Here is a 26,397-nt window from a genome sequence, read left to right on the forward strand (position 1 = left end):
TGCCGGCACTGCCGGTGGAGCGTCATGTCCGAATCCGAAGAAACTCAAAACCAGCCGGTAACCACCGAGGCGGCTCAGACCACGTCCGTGAACGAAGCGCTTCCCTGGGCCTACGGCGCCCCCCCGTTGCAGGCTCGGCTGCGCAGCACACCGGACGATTTTCGGGTCGAGGAAGTGCTGGGTTACGACGCCGACGGTCAGGGCGAACACGCACTGTTGTGGGTAGAAAAGCGCGGTGCGAATACGGACTGGGTCGCACGCGAGTTGGCGAAGTTTGCCGGCGTGTCGCAGGTCGCGGTGGGCTACGCCGGCATGAAGGATCGGCATGCGGTAACTCGTCAGACTTTCTCGGTTCAGTTGGCCGGCAAGCCTGATCCGGATTGGTCGACTTTTCCTCACGCCGAAGTGAAAGTGCTGGCCGCGACGCGCCATTCGCGCAAGCTCAAGCGTGGCGCGCTTCGCGGCAATCGTTTCGTGCTGGTACTGCGTCAGGTGCAGGGCGATCGCGAAGCGGCCGAACGCGTGCTTCAGCAGATCGCCGCGCGCGGCGTGCCGAACTATTACGGTGAACAGCGTTTCGGTCGCGAAGGCGGCAACGTGGCACAGGCGCGCTCGATGTTCGCCGGGCGCCGCGTCGAACGCGACAAGCGTTCGTTTCTCTTGTCGGCCGCGCGCTCGCAGATCTTCAACAGCGTGTTGGCCGCGCGCGTTGAACGCGATGCGTGGGACACACCGCTCGATGGCGAAATATGGGCGCTGGCCGGTTCACGCTCGTGGTTCGGCCCGGAACCTTTCAGTGACGTACTGGCCGAACGACTGGCGCGTCTGGACATCCATCCATCTGGTCCGCTGTGGGGCCAGGGCGAACGGCCCAGCCAAAGTGAAGCTGGTGCGCTGGAACAGTCGATTGCCGAAAGCTACAGCGATCTGGCCGCCGGCCTGGTCGCGGCGCGCATGGATCAGGAGCGTAGGCCGCTCCGGCTGGTGCCGACGGATTTGAAGTGGCGCTGGCTGGATGACGACGCGCTGGAGCTGTCTTTCGAACTGCCAGCCGGTGCGTATGCCACGGTTGTCGTGCGCGAGTTGGCGCTGAACTGATCGCTGAAATCGCTTAGAGCCCGTTCATGATCTCCGCGTGGCCCGCGCCGGGAGCGGTTTGCGCGCAGGCCAAGGAAGAAGGAGGGAGTGTACGTCGGTACACGACCGAGTGATGACGCCGGCATGGGTGCAAACCGACCCGGCCCGAAGGGTTGCGTCGTGGCGGCCGCCCAGCGGCAGCGCGCGGCTTGGCCTGACCGCCAGTCAGGCGCTGCACACCGAGAAAGGTGTAAACCACGCACCCCCACCGGACGACCGCCACGGCACAACGCGGGCTACGTGGAGATCGTGAACAGGCTCTTAGCCTTTCAGCAACACCACGACTGCGCCGGTGCCGCCCATGGCTGGACGCGCCGAAGCAAAGGCGATCACGTCGTCGCGCCGCCGCAGCAGACGATCGGTCAGGCCTTTCAATACGGGCCCGGCGGCGCGTGAGCGCAGGCCCTTGCCATGCACGATGCGCACGCAGCGCAGTCCGTTTTGTTTGGCTTCGGCCAGAAACATCACGATGGTGGCTTGGGCGGCAGCGGCGTTCATCTGATGCAGGTCGATATCGTCTTGTACGCTGAACTGGCCGCGCTTGAGCTGCCGCAGCAGCTTGGGTGAGTAGCCATCGCGCAGATAACTCAGTTCTTCACCGACTTCGAGGATGGCTGGATCGAAGGCCATGTCGAGCAGTTCGCCGGGTACCGAGGCCTCGTCGGCTTCGAACATGTGCGGATGTGGGGCTGGTTTTGCCGGGGCCGGTGGTGCCGTCACCGGATCAAGTCGACGCACCTCGCCGATCGACTCGCGAAACAGGCGGCTGTCGTCGTCATCGATTGGTACGGGGGCGCGGCGTTTCATGGCTCCATGCTAACCAAAGCCCGTGCGATGGTGCGAATGCGCCGGATCGCGGCCGATTCGTGTGAAACCACCCACGCGCTCCGGTAGACTTCAACGGTTAAGGCGTACCGTGAAAATCACCGCGGTGCGCCACCGTCAGCTTTCAACGGAGCAGCATGCGAGTTCTGGTCAGTAACGATGATGGTGTGGATGCACCGGGCATCCATGTGCTTGCCGAGCGCTTGCGCGAGGTCGGCGAGGTGACCGTGGTGGCGCCCGATCGCGACCGTTCCGGCGCCAGCAATTCACTCACCCTGGACTCGCCCTTGCGGGTGCTTCCGATGGGCAAGGGCTATTTTCGTGTGGCTGGTACGCCAACCGACTGCGTGCATCTGGCGCTGGCCGGATTGCTCGACCACGAGCCCGATATCGTGGTGTCCGGCATCAATAATTCGGCCAACCTCGGCGACGACGTGATTTATTCCGGCACGGTATCGGCGGCGATGGAAGGGCGTTTCCTCGGACTGCCGGCGATCGCGGTATCGCTGGTCACCAAGGATCACAACGGTCAACACTACGACTCGGCCGCGCAGGCCGTGTTGTTGCTGATGCAGCGCCTGTTGGTCGACCCGCTGCCGGCCGACACGATTCTCAACGTCAACGTACCCGATCGGCCCTGGAAAGAAATTCAGGGTTTCGAAGTGACTCGCCTGGGTCGCCGCCATCGCTCGGCGCCCTCGGTGGCACAGACCGACCCGCGCGGCCGACCGATCTGGTGGATCGGGCCAGCAGGTGAGGTAGACGACGACAGCCCCGGTACCGATTTCAACGCGGTGCAGCGCGGTTTTATCTCGGTAACGCCTATCCATGTCGACCTCACGCGTTTCCAGGCGCTGGAAAAAGTCAGCAGTTGGATCGAAGAGTTGAGCGATAACATGTTGAGCACCCCCATGGCGCTCGACCACACTGCCAGCCACGAGGTCGTCTGAAAGATGACGGTTTATCGATTGCCGGCGGCAGAACTGAAGGGCGAGGGCATGACCTCCCAACGCGCGCGTGACCGTCTGGCGGTCAGCCTGAAGGAAAGCGGTATCCGCGATACCCGGGTGATCGAGGTGATCCGCAATTTGCCGCGTCACCACTTCATCGATCAGGCGTTGCATTCGCGTGCGTACGAAAATACCGCGCTGCCGATCGGCCACGGCCAGACCATCTCGCAGCCGTGGGTGGTGGCGCGTATGACCGAAGTGCTACTGGAGCACTTCGATTCGAAACAGGGCATGCCGAAGAGGGTGCTCGAGATTGGTACAGGCTCGGGTTATCAGGCTGCCGTGTTGGCGGCGCTGGTGTCGGAGCTCTTCACGGTGGAGCGCATCGAGGAGCTGCTGCGCCAGGCGCGTCGACGCTTTCGTCAGCTGGGTATCACCAACCTGCGCTCGAAGCATGATGACGGCAAGCTGGGCTGGCCGGAGGAGGCGCCGTTCGATGCGATTATCCTCACTGCCGCGGGCGACACGATCCCCACACGCATTCTCGATCAACTCACGCCCACCGGCGTGCTGGTGGCACCGGTCGGTTCGGCCAGCAGCCAGACGTTGATCCGCATGCGCGGCGATGGCGAAGGCGACTTTATGCAAGAAGAACTCGGCCCGGTCAGTTTCGTGCCACTGCTTGGCGGGATTGGCTGATGCGGCTGTTTGGAAAACTCTATGCCCAGGCGCTGGTCTGGGCGCGCAGCTCGAAGGCAATTTATTACCTTTGTGGACTGAGCTTCGTCGAGGCCTTCATTTTCCCGATTCCGCCGGAAGTGATGCTGGCGCCGATGATGCTGGGCAAACGGCACAAGGCGTTTCACTTTGCGAATCTGAGCCTGCTGTTTTCGCTGCTGGGTGCGCTGGTGGGATATGCGCTGGGTCATTGGGCATTTCAGGCTCTACGGCCCGTGCTCGATTCGCTGCATCTGCTGGTACCGATCGAGCAGGGCGTCACTGTATTACGCCAGCAGATGGTCCATCACCAGTGGGGACTGTTCGGTGTACTGATTCTGGCTGCGCTGCAGCCGGTCGTACCGATGAAGTTTGTTACCTGGGCCTGCGGCATCATCGGCGTGCCGGTGCTGCCGTTCCTCGTTTGCATCGGGCTGGGGCGAGGTAAACGTGTGTGGTTGCTGGCGTTGCTGATCCGTCTTTTTGGCGAGCGTGCCGAGCGTATTCTGCACAAATATATCGAGTGGATTGGCTGGATCGCGCTGGTGCTGCTCGGCCTGCTGCTGGTCTGGTGGTTGTGGTTGCGTTGAGCGTCGGCCACAGAGTGATGAGAAAGTATAGGAAGAGGGATGGCGCCTCGGTATGCTGCTCACCATGACTCGACACCTGCCTGTTCTGACGATTGCGGTTGCATCCTTGACGCTCGCCGCCTGTAGCACCATGCACAGTTCGGTGGTGGTGGAGCCGGCTGCCGGCGGTGGTTACAGTGGCGGCAGTGTTGCGGCGCCTGCACATACGTCGATTCCCGGCGGTAGCTATCAGGTGGTGAAGGGCGACACACTGTATTCAATCGCCTTTCGCAACAAAGTGGACTTTCGCGATCTGGCACAGTGGAATTCTGTGGCTGCGCCTTACACCATTCATCCCGGGCAGCGTCTGAAACTTTCTCCGGTGACGGCAACTGCTGTTGCAACAGGGCATCCCGGCGGTGCCCCGCCGCCGCCGCCGGGTCCGGCGCCAGCTGTTGCCCCGGCATCTACGGCACATCCATCGCCCACTCCCGCGGTTGCATCGGCACCGATGTTTGAACCCGTGACCACGCCGGCTGCTGCATCGTCCAGTTCGAAGCCGCCAAGCCCGGCAAGCGCAGGTGTCACGCCAGTCGTCACGGCGCCACCCAAGCCGGTGGCGCCTGCGGTCACAACAACAACCAGCGTGGTACCGGTAGCGGGCGTAAAGACGCCGTCGCCAGCGGTGCTGCCACCACCCGCACCCGCGCAGGTGGTCTCTACCGGCCCCTCACGTGCGGTCAGCGGCGTGACATGGCGTTGGCCGGCGCAGGGCACGTTAATCAAACGCTTCCAGACGGGCGATGCCATTCCCGGTATCGAGATCGGTGGCAACGCCGGCGATCCCGTGCACGCTGCGGCGGACGGTGTCGTGGTTTATAGCGGCAACGGGTTGGTCGGTTACGGCGAGCTGGTCATCATCAAGCACAGTGACAGCTTCCTGTCGGCCTATGGCCACAACAGCAAGCGTCTGGTCAAGGAAGGTCAGCGAGTCACCGCCGGGCAGCAGATTGCCGAAATGGGTTCCACTGGCGCGACCCGCAACGAACTGGAATTCCAGATCCGCAAGGACGGCAACCCGGTCGATCCGCTGGGTTATCTGCCGCCGCACTAAGGCTATAACGGCAACGCAAGTCGCGTCGAATCAAGGCGTCAGCAGAATAAACCCGGCAACGACCCGTCGCCCTTCACCCGCCAACAGGTTGTAGGTACGCGCGGCGGCGGCGTTGTCCATCACTTCGATGCCGACGTTCCGGCGAAGAAAGCCGGCCATGAAGGCCGCCGCCGGGAATGTCTGGCGCTGGCCGGTACCCAAAATTACGAGCTCGGGTTGCAAGTCCAGTAGAGCACCGACGTGGTCGGCATCGAGCTGGCTGGCGTCGTCGACACCCCAGTTCTCGATGGCCTTATCCGGTGCCAGCAGAAAGCTGCTGGACAGCTCCCGATCGATCAGTGTGATGCTTTGCGCGCCGACTCGACGCACAAGCAGATAGCCTTCAGCCTGGTCGAGGGATAGATCCATCAGCGCGGCAGGGCGATCTTCGGCTCGTCGATATTGCGGCGGAAAAGCACCACCACGTGGCCGATCTGCTGGATCGTCTCCGCTTGGGTGCCTTCGGTCAAAACAGCAATCTGGGCCTGGCGCTCTTCCTTGTCGCCACCGGACAGCTTGACCTTGACCAGTTCGTGCTGGCTAAGAGCCAGGCCGAGTTCCTTGGTGACAGCGTCGCTGGCGCCTTTGTTGCCGAGCAGGATGACCGGGCTCAGATCATGAGCGAGGCTGCGCAGGTAACGGATCTGCGAGGAGGAAAGTGCCATGTCGTGCGTACTCGATTCGCTGTCATTCAACATCTAAGGGTATCATGCGTCCACAAGCCGCATGCCGGAAAACATTCGATCGTCACAAGTGATGAACGATCCTGTGTACTGTTGTAATCGTTAACGCGTGTTTTCTCGGCCTCTCAGCAATCTCCCTCTTCCTGGCTGTATCCGACCATGACCCGCAGTAAAAGCAGTGCCGTCTGGCTGCGCGAACATTTCAACGATGTCTATGTGAAAAAGGCCCAAGCCGAGGGCCTTCGCTCCCGTGCGGTCTACAAGCTGGAAGAGCTGATCGAACGCGATCGTCTGCTGAAGCCGGGCATTCACGTGGTCGATCTGGGCGCGGCCCCCGGCAGCTGGTCGCAGCTGGTGCGCCAGCGCATGGGCGATACCGGCACGGTCGTTGCTCTGGATATCCTGCCGATGCAGAGCATCGCTGGCGTGGATTTCCTGCAGGGTGATTTTCGTGAAGAGTCGGTCTTGCGCGAGCTGGAGGCCCGGTTGAACGGCCAAAAGCTGGATCTTGTGCTGTCCGATATGGCCCCCAATATGAGTGGTGTGGCGCTAGCCGATCAGATCCGTGCCATGGATCTGGCCGAACTGGCGCTGGACTTTAGTCGGCAGTGGCTCAAGCCCGGTGGTTCTTTCCTGATCAAGTTGTTTCAGGGGGCCGGTTTTGACAATTACTTGCGCAGCTTGCGCGCGGACTTCACCCGCGTGACTATGCGTAAACCAAAGGCCTCACGTGCCCGTTCACGTGAGGTGTACGCACTGGCGATGGGTAGAAAGCCTTCTGCGGTGCAACCGGTCGAGAATCGCGCATGAATGAGACAGCAAAAAACGTATTGCTCTGGGTGATTATCGCGGCGGTTCTATTCGCCGTTTTCCAGAGCTTCAATCCGCACGGCACATCCTCCTCGGATCTGCCTTACAGCGGATTCGTGCAAAGCGTCGACAACGGTAACGTGTCGACCGCCGTTATCAGCGCCGATCAGCCGGCAACCATCAGCGGCAAGCTGAAGGATGGCAGCACCTTCCGTACGGTAGTGCCTGAGGTAGGCGTGTCCATCAGCCCGATTGTCAAGCAGATGCAGGACAAGGGCGTTGAAGTCCGCCAAGACCCATCGGAAGGCTTCTCGCTCATCGGCTTGCTGATCAGCTGGTTGCCGGTGCTGCTGATCGTCGGTGTATTCATCTGGTTCATGCGTCAGATGCAGTCCGGTGGCGGTGGTCGCGGTGCCATGAGCTTCGGTCGCTCGCGTGCCAAGCTGCAGGGCGAGGATCAGATCAAGGTCAATTTCAGCGACGTCGCCGGTTGTGACGAGGCGAAGGAGGAGGTCGGCGAACTGGTCGAGTTCCTGCGCGATCCGGGCCGTTTCCAGAAGCTGGGTGGCAAGATTCCACGTGGCGTGCTGATGGTTGGTCCGCCCGGCACTGGCAAGACCCTGCTGGCCAAGGCGATTGCAGGTGAGGCCAAGGTGCCGTTCTTCGCGATTTCCGGTTCAGACTTCGTCGAGATGTTTGTCGGCGTGGGTGCCAGCCGCGTGCGCGACATGTTCGAGCAGGCCAAGAAACACGCCCCGTGCATCATCTTCATCGACGAAATCGACGCGGTCGGTCGCCATCGCGGCGCCGGGCTCGGCGGTGGTCACGACGAGCGCGAGCAGACGCTGAACCAGTTGCTGGTCGAGATGGACGGCTTCGAGGGTACCGAAGGCATCATTGTGATCGCCGCGACCAACCGGCCTGACGTCCTGGATCCTGCCTTGCTGCGGCCGGGTCGCTTCGATCGTCAGGTCGTGGTGGGTCTGCCCGATGTGCGTGGCCGCGAGCAGATTCTGAAAGTGCATATGCGCAAGGTACCGACCGCCAGCGACGTCAATGCGATGACGATTGCGCGAGGCACACCAGGGTTCTCCGGTGCGGACCTGGCCAATCTGGTCAACGAGGCAGCGTTGTTTGCGGCGCGTGAGAACGCCCGCGAAGTCCGCATGAGCCATCTGGACAAGGCGCGAGACAAGATCCTGATGGGCTCGGAGCGCCGCTCGATGGCGATGAGCGAGGACGAGCGCAAGCTCACCGCGTATCACGAGTCGGGTCACGCGATCATCGGTCGCCTGGTGCCTGAGCATGACCCGGTCTACAAGGTGACCATCATTCCGCGTGGGCGTGCGCTTGGCGTCACCATGTATCTGCCCGAAGGCGACAAGTACAGCATCAACCGGGTCGCGATCCAGTCTCAATTGTGCTCGCTCTATGGCGGCCGTGTGGCGGAAGAGTTGATCTTCGGTGCCGACAAGGTCACCACTGGTGCCTCCAACGACATTGAGCGCGCGACCAAGATGGCGCGCAACATGGCGACCAAGTGGGGCTTGTCCGATGAACTCGGTCCGGTGACCTACGGTGAAGACGAGGATGAGGTATTTCTCGGTCGCTCGGTGACCCAGCACAAGAGCATCTCCAACGAGACTGCGAGCAAGATTGACGAAGTCGTGCGCGGCATTCTCGATCGCGCTTATGCGCGTAGCAAGGAGCTGTTGACGGCAAATATGGACAAGCTGCACATCATGGCCGAGCTGCTTTTGCAGTATGAGACGATCGATGCGCACCAGATCAACGACATCATGGCGGGGCGGGAGCCCGGTCCGCCGGCCGACTGGACAAAAAATCCACCGACCAGCAGCACGCCACCGCCGCCACCGCCGAAAAGCGATGCCGGTTTGCCGGTGGGGAAGGTCGGTGATCCCGCTGCACAAAATCGCTCGGGCTTCGAGAGCTGATGTAGGGCTGCAGGCTTGAGATGAGTCTGTAGTGCTCTGTAGCGTGTGATCAGATACGTTCGATCAAATAGGCGGCCATGGCCGCCTATTTGATTTCCACTGTTCCGATTTATGACCGCCGTCATTGCGCCAACTATTTCATCGGAGCCCGCTAGAAAGAGCCATCAGTGCCGAATGGCAGCATGTCTATTAAATTTTTTTGACGAAAAGTGTTGACGCATGAGGGCGGAGTCTGAATAATTCCGCTTCTTGGTTCGGCGTGTTGATGCCCAAACATCGATACAGCGAGTCAAACGTTTTTCAGTGCGCCCGTAGCTCAGTTGGATAGAGTACCTGGCTACGAACTAGGTGGTCGGGAGTTCGAATCTCTCCGGGCGCACCATTTATGCAGCGAGGCGGGGTGCTTGCACCCCGTTTTGTTTTTACGGAAAGCGATTTTTCCGTAGTTGTTGGAGATGTGGAATCAAGGTGTGTGCTTCGATACGGATTGACGGATCGCAGTGTCACCCGTAACATTTGAAGGCTTCGATGACTTGAAATCTTCGATCATTCGTTGCGGGGTATAGCTCAGTCTGGTAGAGCGTTGCGTTTGGGACGCAAAAGTCGGGGGTTCGAATCCCTCTGCCCCGACCAGCGACGCGTTCTTCTGGTAGTGACTGCGCCTGTAGCTCAACCGGATAGAGCATCGGCCTTCTAAGCCGACGGTTGCAGGTTCGAGTCCTGTCGGGCGCACCAGTTTCAAGATTTATGGTGGGTGTAGCTCAGCTGGTTAGAGTCCCGGATTGTGATTCCGGTTGTCGTGGGTTCGAATCCCATCATCCACCCCAGTTTCAAATCAATTTGTTCAAGCCCAGTTTCACCGGGCCGTTAGCTCAGTTGGTAGAGCAGTTGACTCTTAATCAATTGGTCGAAGGTTCGAATCCTTCACGGCCCACCAATTCAAAAGGGACTTGCGCTTGCGCAAGTCCCTTTTTCTTTGTGTGGAATAAAACCACGTGGGGCCTAGGGCAAGGCTGGAATGCGCTGCTTGTGCTGTAGCGTGGTGCAACCGTAAAATGGAGCGCTTTCGTATAAGGGAATCATCAACTTAGACGAGCGCGGCAAAAGTGGGGTCGGATCAATGGCTGGGCTGTATCTCGCCCGAAAATAGACTTGATAATCCTGCAGTTGCGCAAGTTTTCTGTGGTTGGCGCGCGAGAGTGGCGGAATTGGTAGACGCACCAGATTTAGGTTCTGGCGACTAATAATCGTGGGGGTTCGAGTCCCCCCTTTCGCACCAAGCCAACGTAATAAAATCAGGCAGTTACAATGCCCGATGTGTCAAGAGCTGATTCTGGTGCGGACTCCCTGTCTCGGGAAGCCTGCAGAGAGTCAGATAAGGTGCCACGAAGCTTAGTAAGTGCCGCTGCACCCTCGATCAAGCTGTCCGACTCGACGTGGGCATAGGTGTCACTCGTCGTCTGCGTCGTTGTATGGCCCAGCCAGGTGCTAACTAGCACCAGGTTGCCCGTAGCCTTCAGGAGACGCGTAGCGAGCGTGTGACGCAGGGAGTGGATGACACACTCCTTGTCCGTGATCTTTGCGATCACCTTCGCTGCCGTCCAGATGTGTTGCGCCCGTCGCTTGTTCAGATCGCCGAAGGGGCCAACCTTGTGTTTCTCCCGCGCCGGCAGCGACAGCATCTCCTGTAGCACCTCTCGGGCCATGCCGGTGACTGGGATCGTCTTTGCCTTCCTGTTCTTGATCTCGTCGCGACGGTAGACCTTGATGATCCAGGTGCCGTCCGCAGTATCCACCGCGATGTCCTCCCAGCGAATCCGCAGGCCTTCGCCTAAGCGCATCCCTGTCTCGACCAGTACCTTGAACAGCCGCAGGTACTTGTAGGCGTCCTTCTTACGCGGTGGGCCGCCCTTGGGGCCTGTACGGGACTCATCGAGGCCAGCGACGGCCGCAAACAACGCCTCCTCGTCCTTCAGGCTCGCGCTGTAGGTACGGGGGTTTTTGTCAGACAGCATGGTTAGGACGGGGAGGTTGGGGTAGCCGTCCTCGGCGTGCCGCATGACGTTGAAGACCTTGGAGAGGCAAGCCAACCGCTTGTTCACAGTACTCGGGGCCAGTCCCTTGTCCAGAAGCTTCGTGCCGAAGTCCTTGCACTCCTTCTGCTTGATCGACTGGATGGGTCGGTCAGCTCCGAAGTACAGCTCGATCTCTTTGCAAAGCGACTCATAGCCGCGCCGCGCGCGTATCCCGCGCCACACCTCGGGATCAGCGAAGCAGCGTGCAAATGCTTCGTGGAGGGTCACGCCGTTCGATTGTTTCAATACCGCTCGGTGCCGCGCCGATGCATCTCCACGAACCAAGGCGACAAGGTCGGCCTTTGGGATGTTCGGATGCTTCTGCAGTGTGTTGACGATGGTCTGTTCCTTCAGCAGCGCCGCTGTGCGATCGCGCGTGCCTGACGACATCACCTCGCGACGTCCGTCTACTTGAACGCGGATCATGTAGTAGCGGCGGTCAGCCTGGCCGGGTTTCACCTTGCCCTTCAGTTCGATGGTCATACGTTTCTCCAATAAAAAACCCGCCACATGGGCGGGTTTGGTAAGTGTTGCTTGCGGTGCGGATTAAGTTCGCGCGTCCAGCAGGCGGTTGAATAGCTCAGCGAACTCGGCGGCGAATTTCTCGCCCTCCGGGGTCAGCACGACGGCATTGTTGGTGCGGCTGGCCCCGCTGCGCTCACGCATGATTAGTCCGGTGCTCGGCGCGTCGGGGGTAAGCCGGCTTCGCCCCTCAAGCAGATCGAACTGACGAGAGATCGCTGAGTCTTTGACGCCTCCCACTTCCTTGTAGATATCAGTTTGTAGAGCGCCTGGGTTCTTCAGTGCTGCAAACAAGGTGGATGCGTTTGCGAGGGTGAATTTCGAGCCGCCCTCCGTGTCCCGTCGTATCTTCTGCAGCAACGCAAACATGATCCGAGCGGCGTCCGTCGGGGTCAGGTGTTTCATCTGGAATCCTTATGGGAGGTACAGGCTCCCACGAAATGTAGAGCCTTGCGATACCGAAAGCAATGACTATGCTCAACGGTGTGGGGCGGTCAAAGTAGAACTGGAAACCTCTGTGTAATTCAATGAGTTGCAATGTTATAGCTGGGATATTGTGCAGCATTGCTCTACTTCCTTTGTCAGACTTTGACCATGTTCATGGATTGTGACGACCACTTTTTGGACTCGCAAGACGCACGCAGCGTCACAAATCGTCCTCATCTGGTGCTGTGTTGCCGCAAGTCCTTGCGAGGGCTTCATCCGGCGTGACGTCGTGCGTCGTATCGAGAATCAAATTGAATCTTTCCCACATTGAAAAGGGACTCATTGATCAACTCCGGTTGCGGAAAGTCATCGCCACCCAGCCAACGAAGACCGAGATATAGACGAGGGCGAAGACCGTGAAGACCGCCCTGGAGCCGGTGATGGAGACCACGAAGCCTCCCAAGGTCAGGGCGATCATCAGGGCGATGATGTAGTTAGGGAACCGCGTGGGTTGGCGGTTTGATGGGTTCATTTAGGTTTCCCGATGGGGCACGCCTACGGCTCAGCGAGGCGTGCGCTGACTTGCGTCGATGGGTAAATTTCGTAAGATATTGCTGCCCGTGGAGTCAGACGATCGTTCTCATCCCACGATGACAGTCGATGAAGCGGGCACAACTTTCTATCGCCGCGGCTTCAGATAGCCTAGGCGCCTCTCTCTTTATCTACTGCCACGCCCCACTCGTCGAAGGAGCGGGGCGCGCCGCATGTCCATGTAGGTAATGCCCTACGCTCCAATGAGCTATTACGAGTCTTGCGTTTGTAGGTCGATACCGAAAGAATGCTTTAGGCTATAGAAGGCGAAACTGGCCCGATCAAGATGCGGTATATAGCTATGGATTTAACTTAAAGGGATAGGGGCTTCTTGTGAAAAAAACCACGAAACTTTCATTAAGCGTCGTTGCGTTGTTAGCGATCATCGCGGCGAGTTATGCACTTTTTGCGCAAGGCTCTAACTCACCTTCAACAGCGCTACCTGTATCAACTGCATCCACCTCTTCTGTCGCAAAAAGCCAGGAGTCAACCGCTTCGGTTTCATCCTCAACTGGCAGTCGCAAAGCAATACCTTCTACGGATTATTCTACTGCTAAAAACATTAATGCATATATAGCATCGCTGAGTTCCGCGTCATCACCGCCCGGCACGCTTGAGATTGCGCAAGCAAAAGCATGGGACGAATGTGGTTCACTTATTGCAAGGCCCAATTCTGGAAAATTGTATATAGCTGACCTACAAGCGAATGGCGGTAAGTACGCAGAGTTTCGCATTAAGGCACTTCAGCAAATTGACGAGCGTTGCAAGGACTTTGCGTTTACTACGCAACTCAAAAGGAATGACGTTGAGAATTTGTATAAAAATGCGGCAAAAGAAGGAAATGCAGAAGCGATAGCTCGCAATCTAACCAACGGTATTTCCACGACGCCTGAAGATAAGGTGCAGAAGGAGGTCATGCAGGTGTTATCTGCAAATGACCCAGCGGCGCTTTTTACGGCTGCTGATGCCTTCAGCGATAGGGGGCCGTTTGAAATGACGCCGGGAGGCGAAGTCGGTACTACGAACTCCAAGTACGCATGGCAACTGGCTGCTTGTGATCAAGGGATGGATTGCTCTGCCTCCAGTGCTGTTGTGAACCAATCGTGCATCTATATGGGGATTTGTGGACCTGGCGATTATCGGACTAACGTCCAATACTCGGCCGTCTCTCCCGCAAACTATCAAGAGATTACAAAGGCTGAAAATAATATCAATCGGGCGATAGCCGACGGAAATGTTCAGAGTTTACTTAACCATAAATGAGCAAAAGGAATTGTAATGAAAAAGCTGATTGTTAGGTGGGCGATTTGCTTCTTACTTATAGGTAATGCATCTGCATTGGGTGGTGGCGGCAAGGGGTTAAGTATCCAAACGACTCTGCCTATCTACAAAAATCTTTCGAATGTAGTGGGGACTGATAATAGTTCCGACGAAACAATTCAGACGGCCGGGGCGACTCAAGTGGCTGCTGTTTACAGATTATCTGTTGCTGAGGGGCTTCCGGCTGGGGCTACGTTCAGAATCGTCTGGCAGGACGGATCTTCTGAGTCCATTTTGGTTGCTAGCACCACTAGTTCTCTCGGTGCGGTCCCCATTCCTGGTAGCCAAAAAGCAGCGGGCGCTTCTGGTGGAAGCGGGAGCGGTAGCGGCACCGGCGGGAGCAACGGCGGCGGCTCTGGTAGCGATTCTCCGACTCAGACGTTCCCAGAGGCAAACGGTTCATGGGCCTGCACGAGTTCGGATTCCGGTGGTACGTGGAATTGCACATGGTTTCCTGACGCGACCACAGGCGCATGAGATTAAGGAAGCCCCGCCAATCGCGGGGTTTTTTTAGCGGTATTGCCGTGGATACAGACGAGCAAACTTTCTAACACAAGGATGGAGTGCTGCACGATGTCCAGCTTGGATAAGAACGGCATAAGCAAAGGGCAAAGAATTTGGGCCGGAATTCTCGTGCTCGTGACAATCAGCAGGCTTGTGATGGGCAGGCCGCCAGCCTCGATATTGTCCGCTTGCGGTTTCCTACTCTTCGCGTGGTCGCTCATGTATTACCCTGCACCAGGGTTCCGCTCTTCGGTAGGCGATATTTATCGAAGCGCTCGACGGGGCTCGTGGTTTACACCGAAATATGTCCGGCTAGTTATGCTGTTGGCAGTCATCCTGATGATAGTCGGGAGCATCTATCCCCTCATTCATTGAGAGGCGTCACTCTGTAAGGTGTAGGGCTTAACTGCACGAACGAACCTCGCGAGGAAGGCACGCATGGCACTGACGACCCATCAGGATGGCGCTCCAAAGACGGAGGACGAAATGAGGGAGCAACTTCGGGAGCATCTGAAAAACTTCCCCGATTTCGATGGTCTGATCGCGGCGGGTACACTGCGCGCGGTCGGCGGCGGGTGGTATGAATCGGCCCGCGGTCCACTGCCGCACGAGTTAGGCAAATACATGGATCAAGTCCGCGCGCGTGACGGGAAAGCGCAGTACAAACCCATGAAGTTGCCCAAACAACTAAGGGCACGGAAAGACTCGTTGTGAGTCACACATATTTTCAGGATAAGGAGTCTCCAGCGGGAGACCGTCGTCCCCCCTGTGAAGTGCTGGCAGTCGATGCATCGGCTCGTCAGTGATTCCAGAAGGCGTAGACGGTGCCGTTCACTTCCTCGAAGCTCACGTCGCCGCCGTACTTCATGTCCCGCAGATACCGCTCGGTATCGAAGTACAGGCGAAGGTTCTCCGGTATCTTGCTCAGCGTCCCGCAGTCATCTAGAAACTGTTCGCACCACTCCAGCTCGCTATCCGCTTCCCCGGCGCGCGCATCCTCGAAGCCAGATTCAGTGGCGTACTTGATACCCACGCACTCCGTGTATGCCTCCCATGCGTCCCCGTGTTCCTCAATGAGCCGCACCTGTTCCAGCAGGGCCTCCAGTGACGGGTTCTCGCCCATGTCCGGACAGTCGTCATAGTCGTGGATGGCCCACTCCTCCGCGCTTGGCACGGTGCCGTATCCGCCGCACGGAATGCACCACTGACTGTCCCGATCATGCTCACAGTCGGGGCAGCGTACGCGGACGTTCGGATGCTTTGAGGTCCGCAGCATGGCCGCAATCTCATCCTGTACGTCGTCGGCATCCTTGCCGTCTAGGTCAATCCACTTACCCAACAAATGCCCCGCGTTGTAGTCGCTCAGGCTAGCCACGTAGATGCGTGCCATAGTCAAATCTCCCGATGTGTCAGGTGTTAGGGCGCAATAAACCCAATGAGGGCCTTAGCGGCCACGCTCACAGCGAATAGGTAGCCAGCGGCACCAGCGACAAGCCGGCGCTTACGGTGTGTGGGCAGTGGCGCAGCCGGCCGGTAACCGATGGACACGGCGGGCCGCTGCGGCTGGCGGTTATGGAACGGATACGGATTGCGGTCAGGGCGCATTGCGTTGCCTCTGTGTTGATTAGGAACCAGTCAAACCCACGCTGCATCGCGTGGGCTTGGCTTGTGCCTAGCGGATGTTGAGGCGGGAGCCGCTAAGACTCCCGGCTGATCTTCTACGACCTTTGAAGCGTGTCTCACTGTCCATAGCGTTCTCCTTTAGTGGTTCATGCGGTGCCCACTCGGGATCGAATGGGCACGGAATGGATCACTCTTGGTGTCTCGAAGCATCGGCATCAGGCACGCTTGGAAGCGCCGCTGGCTCGTGAATAGCTGGTGTCAGATGTCGGTCGTTGTTGCCTTGACCGTGGAGAGAATCTTAAATCAAACATTGCGTTTAGTCAAGTATTGCTGTGTGGCTAGTGATCCATCAGCAGTGCCTAGCAAGGCGAGCGGCAGGGCCGTCATTCGCGCTTCGTTTCCCTTGGGGGCCTAGTGGCTAATCCGTTGGTGCCCTTGGCGCTCCGCGCTATCCCTAGGGAAGCTCGCGGTGCCTTGTGATCCTTCACTGTGCCGGCCGGTGCGTGGCGGGCGAGTCGGTGGCGTCCTGCCGTGACTTGGAGGTAAAGATAGCATTGAATTGCGATGTGTCAAGTAATGCCTGTAGTCAATCATGAGGGTGAGAGATTGCCGCACTGCGGCCTAGAGCTGCCGCGTAGTGCCCTGTAGGTTGCTACAGCTGTTGGTTTCGATAGGTGACCGCGAGGGCAGGATGTGGCAGGCAGTCGGCGAAAACTACAGATGAGAACAGACAGACGTGAACGTATTGCTGGCCGCTTCGGCCTAGCTGGGTACGTCAGGGCAGGCTAGGGCATTGCGCATCAGATATTAGATGCGATGCAAACCGCATAGCAGAGCCATCTAGTGTCATCAGGTGCCGCTGCAGGTGCCGGGAATGAAGCAGCAGGCGTGCGGTTCTTCACGTCACGACGCGAGGCGCGCGATCATTCGACGCGGGCACGGGGGGATGTGCGCGATCCTTGAGAGACTGATACCCCAACGGAAATTTCCGCTGAACATTTCAGTCGGTACGTATGCTCGCGGACGAAGGAGCGTTGTCTACCGTAACGTGCAGGGTACCGCTCTCAATCAATGAGGAAAGCTTCCTCTGCACCTCTTGCTGCGCCGCGAGGGCATCAGGGTCAACCGCGAACGAGACAACCGCCATCTTCATCGGGTTGGTGCCGTCCAACAATCCGATCAGACCCTTTCGTATCTTGTAGTTCTCAGCCTCCATATCAACATGCGCCTGCGGAGAGTAGTAGCCACGTTCGAGGCTGCGGTCCTCCAGGTGCAGTCCAACAACTTTACTCATCTCTTTGAGAAGGACGTTAAAGAGTTTCTGTCGTGCCTCCGTGAAGCCAGGGGGAATAGTTTCCGGCGTGACGGGCATGCTGAAGTGATCGAATAAGTTGTGCCAGGCATTCAGCACTTCGGTGTCCTTTCGGAACACAAAATCGATCATGTTGAGTGCGCGCTGATGTTGAAACGAGAGGTTTTCTCGACGTGAAGTCATCAAGTCCTCAAAGACACGGAGCTTTCGGCTACGCGTTTCTCGACTCCGCTCGATCCACTTCTGTGCCTGCACGGCAAAGACTGGGCCGGCAAGCGTGCATGCGGCTAGTAACCCATCGCTGAAAGTAAACATGGTGATCCCCCCGGACTCGATTGGGCACCATAGTAACCGTCAGGAAAACTCCTGGCATACTGCCGAGTCACCTTCTAGGCCCGGACGTGCTAATTTTCATATGCGGCTACCACAAGGAGGATGACCATGCCGAAATTGATAATTGCGTTAACTCTCACACTTTTAACAGCAGCCCCTTGGGCAAGCTTCGCAAACGGAAGTACAGCGGGCATCGCCGTTGTCACTAAGCAGTGTGGTGATGCGCAGATGAGCCTAAATTGTCCGGCTGCGGGACACGGCAGGGCTAACTGCCTACATCCAGCGCTTTACTTCAAATCAAAGAATGGTCAACAAAGCAGGCTGAGTAGTCCAAAGGGGCTTGAGAAACAACAGCCCATAGGACTCGCATGCACTGCATCTAAAAACGATAAGTCCAACTACTTTTACGTACTTTACGGGTCACTGCCAACAGGTTGTGACGTTTGCGAATGGCATCACTTGTATGACGCCAACGGAAAACTACTGACATCAAGTTTCCCCGCAACGGTTGATGTTCCCGATGCCCCACCGGCTCAATCTATCGCCCCGAACAATCAATCATTCGATGATCTAAGCAAAAAGCTTAACCTTGATGATTACAAGGCAGACAGCATCGTATGCACAGGGCCGCATGTCGATGCAAAAGGGAATTTACTTTGTCCTGTGAGTGTGGAGGTGGGCCATGGCCGGTGATGACATTTATGATTCGATGATTCAAAAGAAAGGACTCGCTTACCGCGACGAACAAGTAAAAACCCCAGATAAGACCCACTATAGAGACCCCATCGATAACTCTCCGGGTCGAGTAGCTGGGAACTCGCATATATGGGGTGACGCCAGTCCAGAAGTGCAATCAAGAGCAGTAGACGCGATCATTACGGCCGCACAGAAAGGCGGACTAGACCAGCACCAAACTGCATATGTACTTGCCATGGCTAGGGTCGAGTCAGGATTCAATCCTGACGCCGCAGCGGGCACAACCACAGCTTATGGCCTCGGTCAGTTTGTAGGTGATACTGCCAAAGCTTATGCGATTACCCCGCAAAATCAGGGTGACCTAACAAAGCAGGCTGAAGCGCTTGTCGCGACTTACAAAGACGATGCGGCGTTAGCTAAAAAGTACGGTCACAGCGAAGAATACATATACAAATATCATCACGATGGTCCAGCGGCTGACTCCGGTGGCCTTGAGCTATCCAAGAAGTACGTCGCGCCTTACGTCGCTGGGTATGAGAAATTTGTTCAAGAGCATGCAAAAACGCATCCAGCAGCGGCAGTTGATCCTGCTTTCGATAGCCGCAACCGAGCTGAAGTAGTACACCACGGTGGCCACCAGCACGCGCACCACGCGGCCGGAGTGTTGCAGCAAGGTGATCGAAGCGACGCTGTAGGCGAGCTACAAGGTCAATTGCGTGATCTCGGCTACAAGGATCACAAAGGCAATCCGATCAATCCTGATAACTCCTTCGGTAATGATACGAAGGCTGCTGTGCAAGCGTTTCAGAGCAACAACGGACTAGACCCCGATGGCGTTGCTGGCCCCAACACCCTGAAGGCGCTCAAAGAGCACGAACAGGCGCTGTCGAACAATCGAGGGCCATATGCCGATCCTGCCAAGGCTCCCCTCTTAAACGATCCCGCGAATCCCGATCACAAGCTATTTCAGCAGGCGTACGACGGCGTAAAGAAGCTGGATGCTGCGCAGGGCCGCGCATCGGACCAGCATAGCGAGAACTTAGCCGGCGCCTTGACGGTCGAGGCCAAGGCACAGGGCTTGAAGCGGATCGATACGGTTGCGCTGAGCGATGATGGCTCAAAGGCGTTTGCTGCTCAGAACATCATCCCTGGCGCATTCAAGAACGTTGCTGGTGTCGAGACAGCCCAGGCGGTCCATATACCCATGGAACAAAGCACGCAGCAGATGACGCAGGTCAACCAGAATCTGCAGCAGCAGGCACAGGTGCAGGCTCAGACGCAGATGCAGAATCAAGCCCCTCAAGCACCCCAAGGGCCGCAGATGGGCGGCCCTCCTGGTCGTTGATATAGCTCAACTCCGACCTTGCTGCGATTCACGGTACTCAGCAAGGTCGGCATCCATCTCCACGACATCCTTGTGATACTCCGCGACGATTTCTGGCAGGCGATCCTTGCAGATTTCGTAGACGGCGAAGACGGGGAGCACTAGATACTTGAACAGAACCCAGGCCCACTTGCGGTTAGAGACGAACTCGATGACTGCTTTCATTTGCTATTCCATAGTTTGATTTCAGCCGCACGACGATTCGTGAGGCCATCGTTGATTCGAAGCACGCCTTTGACGGTTTCCTTGTTCCACCGCACGAGCTGCGCAGGCACCGCTGCGTAGTCGCCAGCATTGAGAAGGCGAAGCAGGGTAGAGGTCTGGAATCGGCGGATTCCCTCGTTGAACGTGAAGGACACCAGGGCGATCCACTGAGCCTCTGTGAGTGGCACGCGGACGTAGCGGTTCACGCAGGTTACGGCGGTCGAGAGATCGGCCTGGAGAAGCTGCCGTGATCGCTCAGGGGTGATGCGGAGACCCTTGGTGACATCAGGGCCGGTGTGGCCGACACCGATAGTCAGGGTGCCGTTTGTGTCGAGGTACGCGACAAGCCGCTCGCCCTCGACTCCTACAATGAAGTCGGTGAGGCGGGGAGTGATTTGGTAGGCTATTAATGCTTCCTATTGGGGATGGAAATGGAAAAGCTACGAGAGACGGACGCCAGATACATGGCTGCCGTCGAACACATCGTTTCTGCGGAGAGGGCGCGCATACAGGCGGAGATACCGCTCCGTTACGAGAAGACGGCGCTAGGCATCAACTTTTTTACTACCGACGTCGAGGAACGCCGATCCAATGCGTTCATAGAAGTCGCGATAAAAGGGATCGAAGAGCTAAGGGATTTCATCCGTGAAAAGCACGTCGCTTTTCTTTCGGAAAAGCCTAAGTTTCCTCTATTGCCTGAATGGCAGAGCCTGGCGACTTCGCAGCTAAGTCAGATCGGCGCTTACTGCGGAGTCGCTCATCAAGCGGTTGTTAACAGGTCAGGCAGAGCCGATCCTGTCTTTCAACGTCAATCCGTAGCGAATTGGGAAGCTCGGCTAGCACCTCTAGTGCAGAACTTCACATTGCAGCTAGACGCGAACTCCGTCTTAATGACTCCCCGAGATACAGAGAGGGCGGAGCCAATTTTAAGCCGCAAGTTTGTAGCGGAAGAAATGGCAAAGCCTGTCATTAAGTATGCGATGGGCGGCTTTATTTTTATCCTCACTATTTTGCTAGCTCACCTCTTCGGTTTGTTTGAACTGTTGATCTCCCTAATCAAAGATCATGTGTAACGAAGCGGAACTCAGTAATTGTCGTAGAAGTTAGGTGTAGACGGTTTATGTCCGACGACAGACTCAGCGAAGTTCGCGTACTCCAGCTCCATGAGTTCTTCGAGACGCTTCTGCTCCTCGTTCGTCACATCGCGGTCGAGGTACTGAGTCCAGTAGGCAACCGCCATAGCCAGCGCATCGAGCCTGTCGTCGTGCCGAAGGGAGCCTCGGTCACGGGTGATACGGCTGAGCTGGTGGAACAGTTGGAACTTCGGTTCATCCTTTTGATCGGCGCGCATGAGCGCGGCGTCAACGATGAGGCGATGCTGGTTAAGCACTGGCTCCAGCGTGTCGATGATGCGGCGCTCCTTCTGTCCCGAGCTATGTGTCTCCTCGACGGTGCAGGGATAGATGCGGCGGAGCACAGGCTCAAGGAGCTTGATGAACATGCCGTCTCCGAAGTTACCTTCGACGAAGATGAGCTTCACCTTCTCAGCGCGAGCAATGTGGGCGATGTTCTCCAGTACGGAGTCGTCATAGCCGCCCTTGAGGCCCCCAGCTCGGCGGAGGTAGACCATACCGCGCAGCATTTTGGTCACGCTGTAGCCGGTCTCGTCACCGCCACGACCCGATGGATCGACGGACATGACCGAGCCGGTGTACTCCTCGACATCCTTGGAGAAATACATCGGGCGGTGCAGGCGATCACCAGTGAATCCCACAGAGGGAATGTCGTCGATGACCTGTTCTTTGCCACTGGCCCACATAACCCGGATTGGTGCAGCCTCTCGATCAACGTCCATGACGATGAGGTCTGACAGCTTCAGCGGGTAACGCTCCGCATCGGACAGCGTGGTATCCAGCATGAACTGCAGTAGGAATCCGCCGCGCCCATAGGAAGCCTCGCGACGCAGTAGGTCGTCCTCATGGAACCGTGTGGGTTCTACAGGTGTCCAGGCGATCCCTGGGTTACGCTCGAACGCCTCAGCGATGAACGGTGCGAGCCGTTCGTTGTATTGCGAGTAGTGCTTCTGATCCTTCGGATACCTGGCGGGCCAGATACGGATTTCATAGCCGCGCGCGGGGAGCTGGTTGTAGATGGACTCCTCGGTCTGAGGTGTGCCCAGGTACACGATCTCGGCGTGTGCGAGCGGCTTGAGGATCGCGTCGAACTCTTTGATGAGTTCACCAAGCTTCTCTCGCTGTGCGACGGTGGCTGAATTCTTCACGACCTCTACGTCATCCGCGATGATCGTGTCAGCGCGCGAGCCGGTGAGCTGACCAGTGATACCCACCGACTTCACGGAAGGGGACTGGTCGGGTTTCGCGGGGCCTACATCGAACGCAAGGTTCGAGTTGCGCTGGTCGCCACGGGGCTTCAGATGAGCCAGTTCGGGAATGGTCTCGATCAGACGTTTGGTGAAGATCGAGAACGCGTCCGAGCGATCCTTGGATGCTGAGACGACGAGAATCTTGTGTTGCGGGTCACGCCATAGGAGCCAGCAAACATACGCTGCGGTGATCCAAGATTTGCCGATGCCTCGGAAGGCTTCGATGACGCGACGGCGAGGGCCGTACTGCAGATATGCAGCGATGTCGTACTGGACAGGGGTCGGGGCTGGTAGTCCTAACTGCTGCCAGATGTGAAAGACAAAGTTACGGAAGTCCTCGAAGGGATGGTTTTCCGGTATTTTTGTTTCCTATAGGTTGGACGATAGCCTCATAGACCACTACAAGGAGAGACGCATGAGTAATGCAGAAGGAAAAAAGGAAGGTGCTTTGGGGAAAATTATGACGGGGGCATTCGTCATAGCGGCGGCGACCGCGATAGGTGCCGCCGCGTACTACAAGCCCGAAAATGATCGGCTTCAAAAAGAGTTAGATGCTGCGAACAAACAGCTTAAGGACAGTCAGTCGATTGTTGATCCACGCCTTACTCAAGCCCAAGCAGCGCTGGTGTCTTGTAAGGCTGATCTGAGTGCTTTGGTTAAAAATAAGAACGATGCACTGATTACTGAAGTCGATAATCTGAAAAAAGAACAGGATGCAGACACATCGGAGATGCAGATGATCGTAGTTGCTGAGTCGCCACTTATGGAAGGCTCACAATCTCCCCCAGACTGGGGCGTGAAATACAATTTGTACAAGCAGCGCGTGGACGGTGACACCGCTGCAATCACATCGCTTTATTCGCAATATCAGTGCGCCCAGCGTTCTAATTGATTGCAGTTGGATCGAAAGGAAACTCCTTGAGCTTTTCAGCGAGCTTGCCGGCACCCACACCGGGCACCAGTTCGGCTTCAATGCCATTGTCCTTGACGAACTGACGAGCCACGTTGAGTAGCGCAGCGAGACCTTTCTCACCTGATTCCATCTCCTCGATAGCGGTGGTCAGCTTGTCGGCGATGGTCGAATGCAGGCGTTCGAGGGAATCTTTACTTGCTGCCATCGGAACCTCCTAGGAAGCGAGAGAACAGGCTCTCCAACGCGGTAGTACCCAGCGATGCCAGGGCCGCCGCGAGACCCACATGGGCCGGGAAAGAGAGTGCTGGGAAGATGACGACAGCGAACGCAGCGCTCATGCTGAGTCCCGCCGTAGTGATGCAACGAGCCAGGGCGATCTTCCAGTTGGAAGGGCCGGTGGAAGCAAGGGTTTTACCGAGGCCGATGATGGCCCCGGTGACGCCCAAGGAGGCGAGTAGTTTCGTATCGTTGTCCATCGTGATTATTGAGTAGGAGTGAAGCTGAGGTCATCGGCAATCTTGTTGATCTCGTCGATGCCTAAGCGGTGACAGCTCACAGTGATCGAGCCGCATGCGTCCACCTGGACAAGCGAGAAGGCACCGACAGCAGCACCGCCTTCATGGAGGTATTCGTCTTCGGTCAGTGCGCGGCCAAGCTGCTGAGCGAGTTGCGATACGCGCCAGATGCGTTCGCATATCGCCACAGGCACTTCCTGCCCCTTACTGGTCTCTACGCGAGAGCGATCGGTCGAGAGCCGCAGCAGCACCGGGAGGGTGTCGGGCAGTTCTGCCGGCATGTGCAGACGCCATAGGGATACCTGCAGCCGTGCGATCTCCATGGCATTCTGCTGGATCGCATCGACCATCGGGGACATCTCAGGGAACCGCTCGGCCATCTGGACGGCTGCGGTGAATGCACCAGACGCCAGAGGGGACGCCGCGGATTCCGTGAGGGTCAGCTCAGCGAGCCGGCGAGACGCGTCCATGACTACAGCGGCTACAGCGGGCTTGGCGTCCCGGTCGATAAGTCGCAGCAGCCTCAGTGCCTCATCGAGCTTGTGACTGTCCGTGTCGTATGCGCCGTTTCCGATAGCGGGGAGCATCGCGAGAGCTTCCTGCTCCAGGATGTCCCCGAACTGCTCCAGAAGTTCAGCGAATACCTCGTTTGCGCCTGAGACCTTCGTGGCGATCAGGCGGTTCTCTAGCTCAACGTCTATGCTTAGTTCCTGTTCGAGTACGAGAGGTTGTAAGGCACGCTCACATCCACCGCGGACGTGCCGTCCGAGATGGTGCAGATGAGAGTGCCGTTAATCGTCCCGGTGTTATTGGTAACGATGCGCGAGATGGTCACCGCCTGTGCGTTCGCGTTAGAGATGTTTGGTAGTGCTCCACCATCACTCACGCTGCCAATCCGCCAGTTGTACGTGTAGCTTCCGTTGCCGTTGGCACCCTGCGCGGTGACCGTGTTGGACACCGGGACACCAGAGGCACCCGATGCGCTCGTAAGGGAACCGTTCGCCTGTCCCGGAGTAATCGTTCCGGAGACGGGCGTGTACTTCTTCCATGCGAGAACCCACGTACCGCCAGTGCGGCGATAGATGTTCTGCACATCCGCCCATGCCCCACCAGACATCCGTTTAACAGTGGAGGGAGCTGCCCATCCGCCACCGGACCTACGAGCGAATGTCATGGGTCACCAAATCCACAGGTCACCTTCGCCGGCTCCTGCACCTGGGTCGTTGCTCTGCACGAACGTGCGCGGCATACGCGACCAACCGGCGCTGTTAGCCCACAGGAAGTTGATGGTGCCCGACTGATACCAAGTGCCGTTCATCTGTATACCGCTGCCGTTGCCTGAGATAAAGGCGCCAGCGGTACCGGAGGTGGTGAAGTTACCGGGACACACCCAGTTCGAAACGCCCTCGTGAATCACGCGGTAAGAAGCGCCGAACGACCAGCCACCGATCCGAAACACGTTGTCCGTATCGAGACCGAAGTGGGCACCGCATTGACCCTCACGGATGAAGGACATCGTGGCAGATGCGCTGGTGTTAGAAGCATTGCTGATCTGAAGCGCGGTATTGCGGTTGTTACCTGAGCCGTCGATGGCTGAGATGGGTGGAGGCGCACCGGATGAGAAAATCGTTCCGGCCGTGCTGTTTGTCGCGCCGCGCAGGATCGTCGTCTGATTAACCCAGCTTTCTAACGCGACGTTGCCCATGTCGGTCGCGTCGATAGTGACCTTGAGCTTCGAACCTCCCCAGCCGATGTAGACCTTGTTCGTGCTCTGACCGATACCGCCACCTTGCTGGACAGGAGTGAAGCCCAAAAGATTCTGCTTGGAATCGAGCGCCCCCTGTAAGCCAGCTAGATCGGAGATGCTGACGACCACGTTGCCCGTTCGGCCAGCAACACTCTGCACGACCGTCTGGTTGTCGATACGGTCCCAGGAGGTGCCGTCGTAGAACAGCATATCGCCCACGCCGTACTTCACCGAGCTGATCGTGCCGGCCACGCTGACGAGGTAGAAGTCACCGAGGTTTGGAGCGGCAGGTAGCGCGCCCTTGCTGGCATCGAAGCGCCCCTTGAACACCAGGGAACCCAGCACGTTCAACCGGGCCTGCTCAGCCCAATGGCGGGCCGAGTAGTTCCCCGGCGTGACCTCGACGTTCACCGCAGCGTTCGCGTAGTTGAGTGCGAGAGTCTGCGAGGTATTGGCAGCGGTCGCGCTGGCCGATGAGGCGGTGGCTTGGTTCGTTGCGATACTCGCTTGAGTCGTCGCAGTGTCCGCCTTGGTGCCTGCTGTGGCGGCACTACCGGCCGCAGCCGTCGCACTTCCTGCAGCGTTCGTAGCCTGCGTGGTGGCTTTCGTGACCTCACTTGTAGCGAGGGTTACCTGATCGGCTGCGAGCTTCACCTGCGCAGCGGCAAGAGGAACCTGAGCGGCAGAGCTGGCGGCGGAGCCGGCCGATGCCGAGGCAGATGCCGCCGAGGCGTCCTTCGCGACAACGGCAGCGGCTCGTGCGGTGTCCGATGCTTTCGCCGAGACATCCGCAGCGTTCATGTAGATCACGGTCTGAGCGTTGATGGCTTGTGCTTGAGACACTGCGCCGTTCAAAGAGTCCGTCAGGATGTTCACGGACTTCTGCAGAGCCGGGAAGGTAGGTAGGGTCACGATGGCACCCGTGCCGTCCTCCATATCCACCGTGCCATCTTTCTTGGTCAGAAGATCACGTAGCGCGTTCTTGTAGCCGTTCCACTTGTCGATGAGCGCGGAGATACGAGCGGCTAATGTCGAGTTCGACACATAGCC

The 26,397-nt window shown here is 57.8% G+C and carries 31 protein-coding genes and 6 tRNA genes; 20 read left to right on the forward strand and 17 right to left on the reverse strand.

The window, feature by feature from the left end; translation table 11 throughout:
- Nucleotides 1-24: 24 nt before the first annotated feature.
- Entirely contained in the window at nt 25-1,098 is a 1,074-nt protein-coding gene (gene truD, locus HDE80_RS06540) for a tRNA pseudouridine(13) synthase TruD (protein WP_184669054.1), read from the forward strand.
- Nucleotides 1,099-1,398: 300 nt separating this feature from the next.
- Here the strand turns inward: truD and HDE80_RS06545 are convergent, their stop codons facing one another.
- Nucleotides 1,399-1,944 carry a Smr/MutS family protein gene (locus HDE80_RS06545; protein ID WP_184602455.1) on the reverse strand — a complete coding sequence of 182 codons (546 nt, stop codon included), beginning with the start codon at nt 1,942-1,944 and terminating at the stop codon, nt 1,399-1,401.
- Nucleotides 1,945-2,099: 155 nt separating this feature from the next.
- On the opposite strand from HDE80_RS06545, the gene surE reads away from it, so the two are divergent.
- From surE to HDE80_RS06565, 4 genes are read left to right on the forward strand one after another with little or no spacing between them, the layout of a single operon-like run.
- Complete coding sequence (gene surE, locus HDE80_RS06550) at nt 2,100-2,912, forward strand: 5'/3'-nucleotidase SurE (RefSeq protein ID WP_184669055.1); 813 nt, start codon at nt 2,100-2,102, stop codon at nt 2,910-2,912.
- 3 nt (nt 2,913-2,915) lie between these two features.
- A complete protein-coding gene (locus HDE80_RS06555) occupies nt 2,916-3,611 on the forward strand; it encodes a protein-L-isoaspartate(D-aspartate) O-methyltransferase (protein ID WP_184669056.1) in 696 nt (231 codons plus the stop codon).
- Nucleotides 3,611-4,219 (forward strand): DedA family protein, encoded by a 609-nt coding sequence (locus tag HDE80_RS06560; RefSeq protein WP_184669057.1) that lies wholly within the window; start codon nt 3,611-3,613, stop codon nt 4,217-4,219. Before HDE80_RS06555 ends, HDE80_RS06560 begins: the two co-directional genes overlap by 1 nt.
- A 52-nt stretch (nt 4,220-4,271) precedes the next feature.
- The gene (locus tag HDE80_RS06565; RefSeq protein ID WP_184669058.1) at nt 4,272-5,312 is read left to right on the forward strand and encodes a peptidoglycan DD-metalloendopeptidase family protein; all 1,041 of its coding nucleotides are present in this window, start codon (nt 4,272-4,274) and stop codon (nt 5,310-5,312) included.
- Nucleotides 5,313-5,342: 30 nt separating this feature from the next.
- Here HDE80_RS06565 and HDE80_RS06570 read toward each other — a convergent pair whose 3' ends face one another.
- Together HDE80_RS06570 and yhbY are read right to left on the reverse strand one after the other, a co-directional pair.
- Entirely contained in the window at nt 5,343-5,720 is a 378-nt protein-coding gene (locus HDE80_RS06570; protein ID WP_184669059.1) for an Mth938-like domain-containing protein, read from the reverse strand.
- Nucleotides 5,720-6,016, reverse strand: a complete 297-nt coding sequence (yhbY, locus tag HDE80_RS06575; RefSeq protein WP_184669065.1) for a ribosome assembly RNA-binding protein YhbY — start codon at nt 6,014-6,016, stop codon at nt 5,720-5,722. The genes HDE80_RS06570 and yhbY overlap by 1 nt, the downstream gene beginning before the upstream one ends.
- 177 nt (nt 6,017-6,193) lie before the next feature.
- Here yhbY and rlmE point away from each other — a divergent pair, with 177 nt between their 5' ends.
- The 8 genes from rlmE (at nt 6,194) to HDE80_RS06615 (ending at nt 10,078) form a co-directional block, all read left to right on the forward strand.
- Entirely contained in the window at nt 6,194-6,844 is a 651-nt protein-coding gene (rlmE, locus tag HDE80_RS06580) for a 23S rRNA (uridine(2552)-2'-O)-methyltransferase RlmE (RefSeq protein ID WP_184669067.1), read from the forward strand.
- The gene (gene ftsH, locus HDE80_RS06585; protein WP_184602448.1) at nt 6,841-8,799 is read left to right on the forward strand and encodes an ATP-dependent zinc metalloprotease FtsH; all 1,959 of its coding nucleotides are present in this window, start codon (nt 6,841-6,843) and stop codon (nt 8,797-8,799) included. Before rlmE ends, ftsH begins: the two co-directional genes overlap by 4 nt.
- Before the next feature lie 305 nt (nt 8,800-9,104).
- Nucleotides 9,105-9,181: transfer RNA gene (locus HDE80_RS06590), tRNA-Arg, on the forward strand.
- A 174-nt stretch (nt 9,182-9,355) separates the two neighbouring features.
- A tRNA-Pro gene (locus HDE80_RS06595) sits at nt 9,356-9,432 on the forward strand.
- Nucleotides 9,433-9,457: 25 nt separating this feature from the next.
- A tRNA-Arg gene (locus HDE80_RS06600) sits at nt 9,458-9,534 on the forward strand.
- Nucleotides 9,535-9,549: 15 nt separating this feature from the next.
- Nucleotides 9,550-9,626 (forward strand) — tRNA-His (locus tag HDE80_RS06605).
- Between the two features lie 34 nt (nt 9,627-9,660).
- Nucleotides 9,661-9,736, forward strand: a tRNA-Lys gene (locus tag HDE80_RS06610).
- Nucleotides 9,737-9,992: 256 nt separating this feature from the next.
- A tRNA-Leu gene (locus HDE80_RS06615) sits at nt 9,993-10,078 on the forward strand.
- Between the two features lie 16 nt (nt 10,079-10,094).
- Here HDE80_RS06615 and HDE80_RS06620 read toward each other — a convergent pair.
- The 3 genes from HDE80_RS06620 to HDE80_RS06630 form a co-directional block, all read right to left on the reverse strand.
- Nucleotides 10,095-11,357: a tyrosine-type recombinase/integrase gene (locus HDE80_RS06620; protein ID WP_184669069.1), complete on the reverse strand. Its 1,263-nt coding sequence runs from the start codon at nt 11,355-11,357 to the stop codon at nt 10,095-10,097.
- A gap of 63 nt (nt 11,358-11,420) precedes the next feature.
- The gene (locus HDE80_RS06625; protein WP_184669071.1) at nt 11,421-11,801 is read right to left on the reverse strand and encodes a MarR family winged helix-turn-helix transcriptional regulator; all 381 of its coding nucleotides are present in this window, start codon (nt 11,799-11,801) and stop codon (nt 11,421-11,423) included.
- A 367-nt stretch (nt 11,802-12,168) separates the two neighbouring features.
- Nucleotides 12,169-12,354, reverse strand: coding sequence for a hypothetical protein (locus HDE80_RS06630; protein ID WP_184669073.1), 186 nt, complete (start codon nt 12,352-12,354; stop codon nt 12,169-12,171).
- Between the two features lie 392 nt (nt 12,355-12,746).
- Here HDE80_RS06630 and HDE80_RS06635 point away from each other — a divergent pair, with 392 nt between their 5' ends.
- Both HDE80_RS06635 and HDE80_RS06640 read left to right on the forward strand, forming a co-directional pair.
- On the forward strand, nt 12,747-13,676 hold the full coding sequence (locus tag HDE80_RS06635) for a hypothetical protein (RefSeq protein WP_184669075.1): 930 nt from the start codon (nt 12,747-12,749) through the stop codon (nt 13,674-13,676).
- Nucleotides 13,677-13,691: 15 nt separating this feature from the next.
- Complete coding sequence (locus HDE80_RS06640) at nt 13,692-14,210, forward strand: hypothetical protein (protein ID WP_184669077.1); 519 nt, start codon at nt 13,692-13,694, stop codon at nt 14,208-14,210.
- Nucleotides 14,211-14,212: 2 nt separating this feature from the next.
- Here the strand turns inward: HDE80_RS06640 and HDE80_RS06645 are convergent, their stop codons facing one another.
- On the reverse strand, nt 14,213-14,458 hold the full coding sequence (locus HDE80_RS06645) for a hypothetical protein (RefSeq protein ID WP_184669079.1): 246 nt from the start codon (nt 14,456-14,458) through the stop codon (nt 14,213-14,215).
- 217 nt (nt 14,459-14,675) lie between these two features.
- Between HDE80_RS06645 and HDE80_RS06650 the strand changes: the two genes are divergently transcribed.
- The gene (locus tag HDE80_RS06650; RefSeq protein ID WP_184669081.1) at nt 14,676-14,951 is read left to right on the forward strand and encodes a hypothetical protein; all 276 of its coding nucleotides are present in this window, start codon (nt 14,676-14,678) and stop codon (nt 14,949-14,951) included.
- Between the two features lie 85 nt (nt 14,952-15,036).
- Here the strand turns inward: HDE80_RS06650 and HDE80_RS06655 are convergent, their stop codons facing one another.
- Together HDE80_RS06655 and HDE80_RS06660 are read right to left on the reverse strand one after the other, a co-directional pair.
- The gene (locus HDE80_RS06655) at nt 15,037-15,627 is read right to left on the reverse strand and encodes an antirestriction protein ArdA (protein ID WP_255483619.1); all 591 of its coding nucleotides are present in this window, start codon (nt 15,625-15,627) and stop codon (nt 15,037-15,039) included.
- 1,233 nt (nt 15,628-16,860) lie between these two features.
- Entirely contained in the window at nt 16,861-17,487 is a 627-nt protein-coding gene (locus tag HDE80_RS06660) for a DUF6680 family protein (protein WP_184669085.1), read from the reverse strand.
- Between the two features lie 126 nt (nt 17,488-17,613).
- Here HDE80_RS06660 and HDE80_RS06665 point away from each other — a divergent pair, with 126 nt between their 5' ends.
- Together HDE80_RS06665 and HDE80_RS06670 are read left to right on the forward strand one after the other, a co-directional pair.
- Nucleotides 17,614-18,198, forward strand: coding sequence for a hypothetical protein (locus HDE80_RS06665; protein ID WP_184669087.1), 585 nt, complete (start codon nt 17,614-17,616; stop codon nt 18,196-18,198).
- Entirely contained in the window at nt 18,188-19,546 is a 1,359-nt protein-coding gene (locus HDE80_RS06670) for a phage tail tip lysozyme (protein WP_184669094.1), read from the forward strand. Before HDE80_RS06665 ends, HDE80_RS06670 begins: the two co-directional genes overlap by 11 nt.
- A gap of 6 nt (nt 19,547-19,552) precedes the next feature.
- Here the strand turns inward: HDE80_RS06670 and HDE80_RS06675 are convergent, their stop codons facing one another.
- Both HDE80_RS06675 and HDE80_RS06680 read right to left on the reverse strand, forming a co-directional pair.
- A complete protein-coding gene (locus HDE80_RS06675) occupies nt 19,553-19,750 on the reverse strand; it encodes a hypothetical protein (protein ID WP_184669096.1) in 198 nt (65 codons plus the stop codon).
- Nucleotides 19,747-20,196: a lysozyme gene (locus HDE80_RS06680; RefSeq protein WP_345776427.1), complete on the reverse strand. Its 450-nt coding sequence runs from the start codon at nt 20,194-20,196 to the stop codon at nt 19,747-19,749. The genes HDE80_RS06675 and HDE80_RS06680 overlap by 4 nt, the downstream gene beginning before the upstream one ends.
- A 57-nt stretch (nt 20,197-20,253) precedes the next feature.
- Between HDE80_RS06680 and HDE80_RS06685 the strand changes: the two genes are divergently transcribed.
- A complete protein-coding gene (locus tag HDE80_RS06685) occupies nt 20,254-20,862 on the forward strand; it encodes a hypothetical protein (protein ID WP_184669097.1) in 609 nt (202 codons plus the stop codon).
- 11 nt (nt 20,863-20,873) lie between these two features.
- Here HDE80_RS06685 and terL read toward each other — a convergent pair whose 3' ends face one another.
- A complete protein-coding gene (gene terL, locus HDE80_RS06690; RefSeq protein WP_184669904.1) occupies nt 20,874-22,532 on the reverse strand; it encodes a phage terminase large subunit in 1,659 nt (552 codons plus the stop codon).
- Between the two features lie 55 nt (nt 22,533-22,587).
- Between terL and HDE80_RS06695 the strand changes: the two genes are divergently transcribed.
- Nucleotides 22,588-23,064 carry a hypothetical protein gene (locus tag HDE80_RS06695; RefSeq protein ID WP_184669099.1) on the forward strand — a complete coding sequence of 159 codons (477 nt, stop codon included), beginning with the start codon at nt 22,588-22,590 and terminating at the stop codon, nt 23,062-23,064.
- Here HDE80_RS06695 and HDE80_RS06700 read toward each other — a convergent pair.
- The 5 genes from HDE80_RS06700 to HDE80_RS06720 form a co-directional block, all read right to left on the reverse strand.
- Nucleotides 23,057-23,290 carry a hypothetical protein gene (locus HDE80_RS06700; protein WP_184669101.1) on the reverse strand — a complete coding sequence of 78 codons (234 nt, stop codon included), beginning with the start codon at nt 23,288-23,290 and terminating at the stop codon, nt 23,057-23,059. The genes HDE80_RS06695 and HDE80_RS06700 overlap by 8 nt on opposite strands.
- The gene (locus HDE80_RS06705) at nt 23,277-23,561 is read right to left on the reverse strand and encodes a hypothetical protein (protein ID WP_184669103.1); all 285 of its coding nucleotides are present in this window, start codon (nt 23,559-23,561) and stop codon (nt 23,277-23,279) included. Before HDE80_RS06705 ends, HDE80_RS06700 begins: the two co-directional genes overlap by 14 nt.
- A gap of 5 nt (nt 23,562-23,566) precedes the next feature.
- Nucleotides 23,567-24,187 carry a hypothetical protein gene (locus tag HDE80_RS06710; protein ID WP_184669105.1) on the reverse strand — a complete coding sequence of 207 codons (621 nt, stop codon included), beginning with the start codon at nt 24,185-24,187 and terminating at the stop codon, nt 23,567-23,569.
- A 116-nt stretch (nt 24,188-24,303) separates the two neighbouring features.
- Nucleotides 24,304-24,717, reverse strand: coding sequence for a hypothetical protein (locus HDE80_RS06715; RefSeq protein WP_184669107.1), 414 nt, complete (start codon nt 24,715-24,717; stop codon nt 24,304-24,306).
- A 60-nt stretch (nt 24,718-24,777) separates the two neighbouring features.
- Complete coding sequence (locus tag HDE80_RS06720) at nt 24,778-26,391, reverse strand: hypothetical protein (protein ID WP_184669109.1); 1,614 nt, start codon at nt 26,389-26,391, stop codon at nt 24,778-24,780.
- Nucleotides 26,392-26,397 lie beyond the last annotated feature (6 nt).

The sequence above is a fragment of the Rhodanobacter sp. A1T4 genome (assembly GCF_014207185.1).
Lineage (GTDB): Bacteria > Pseudomonadota > Gammaproteobacteria > Xanthomonadales > Rhodanobacteraceae > Rhodanobacter.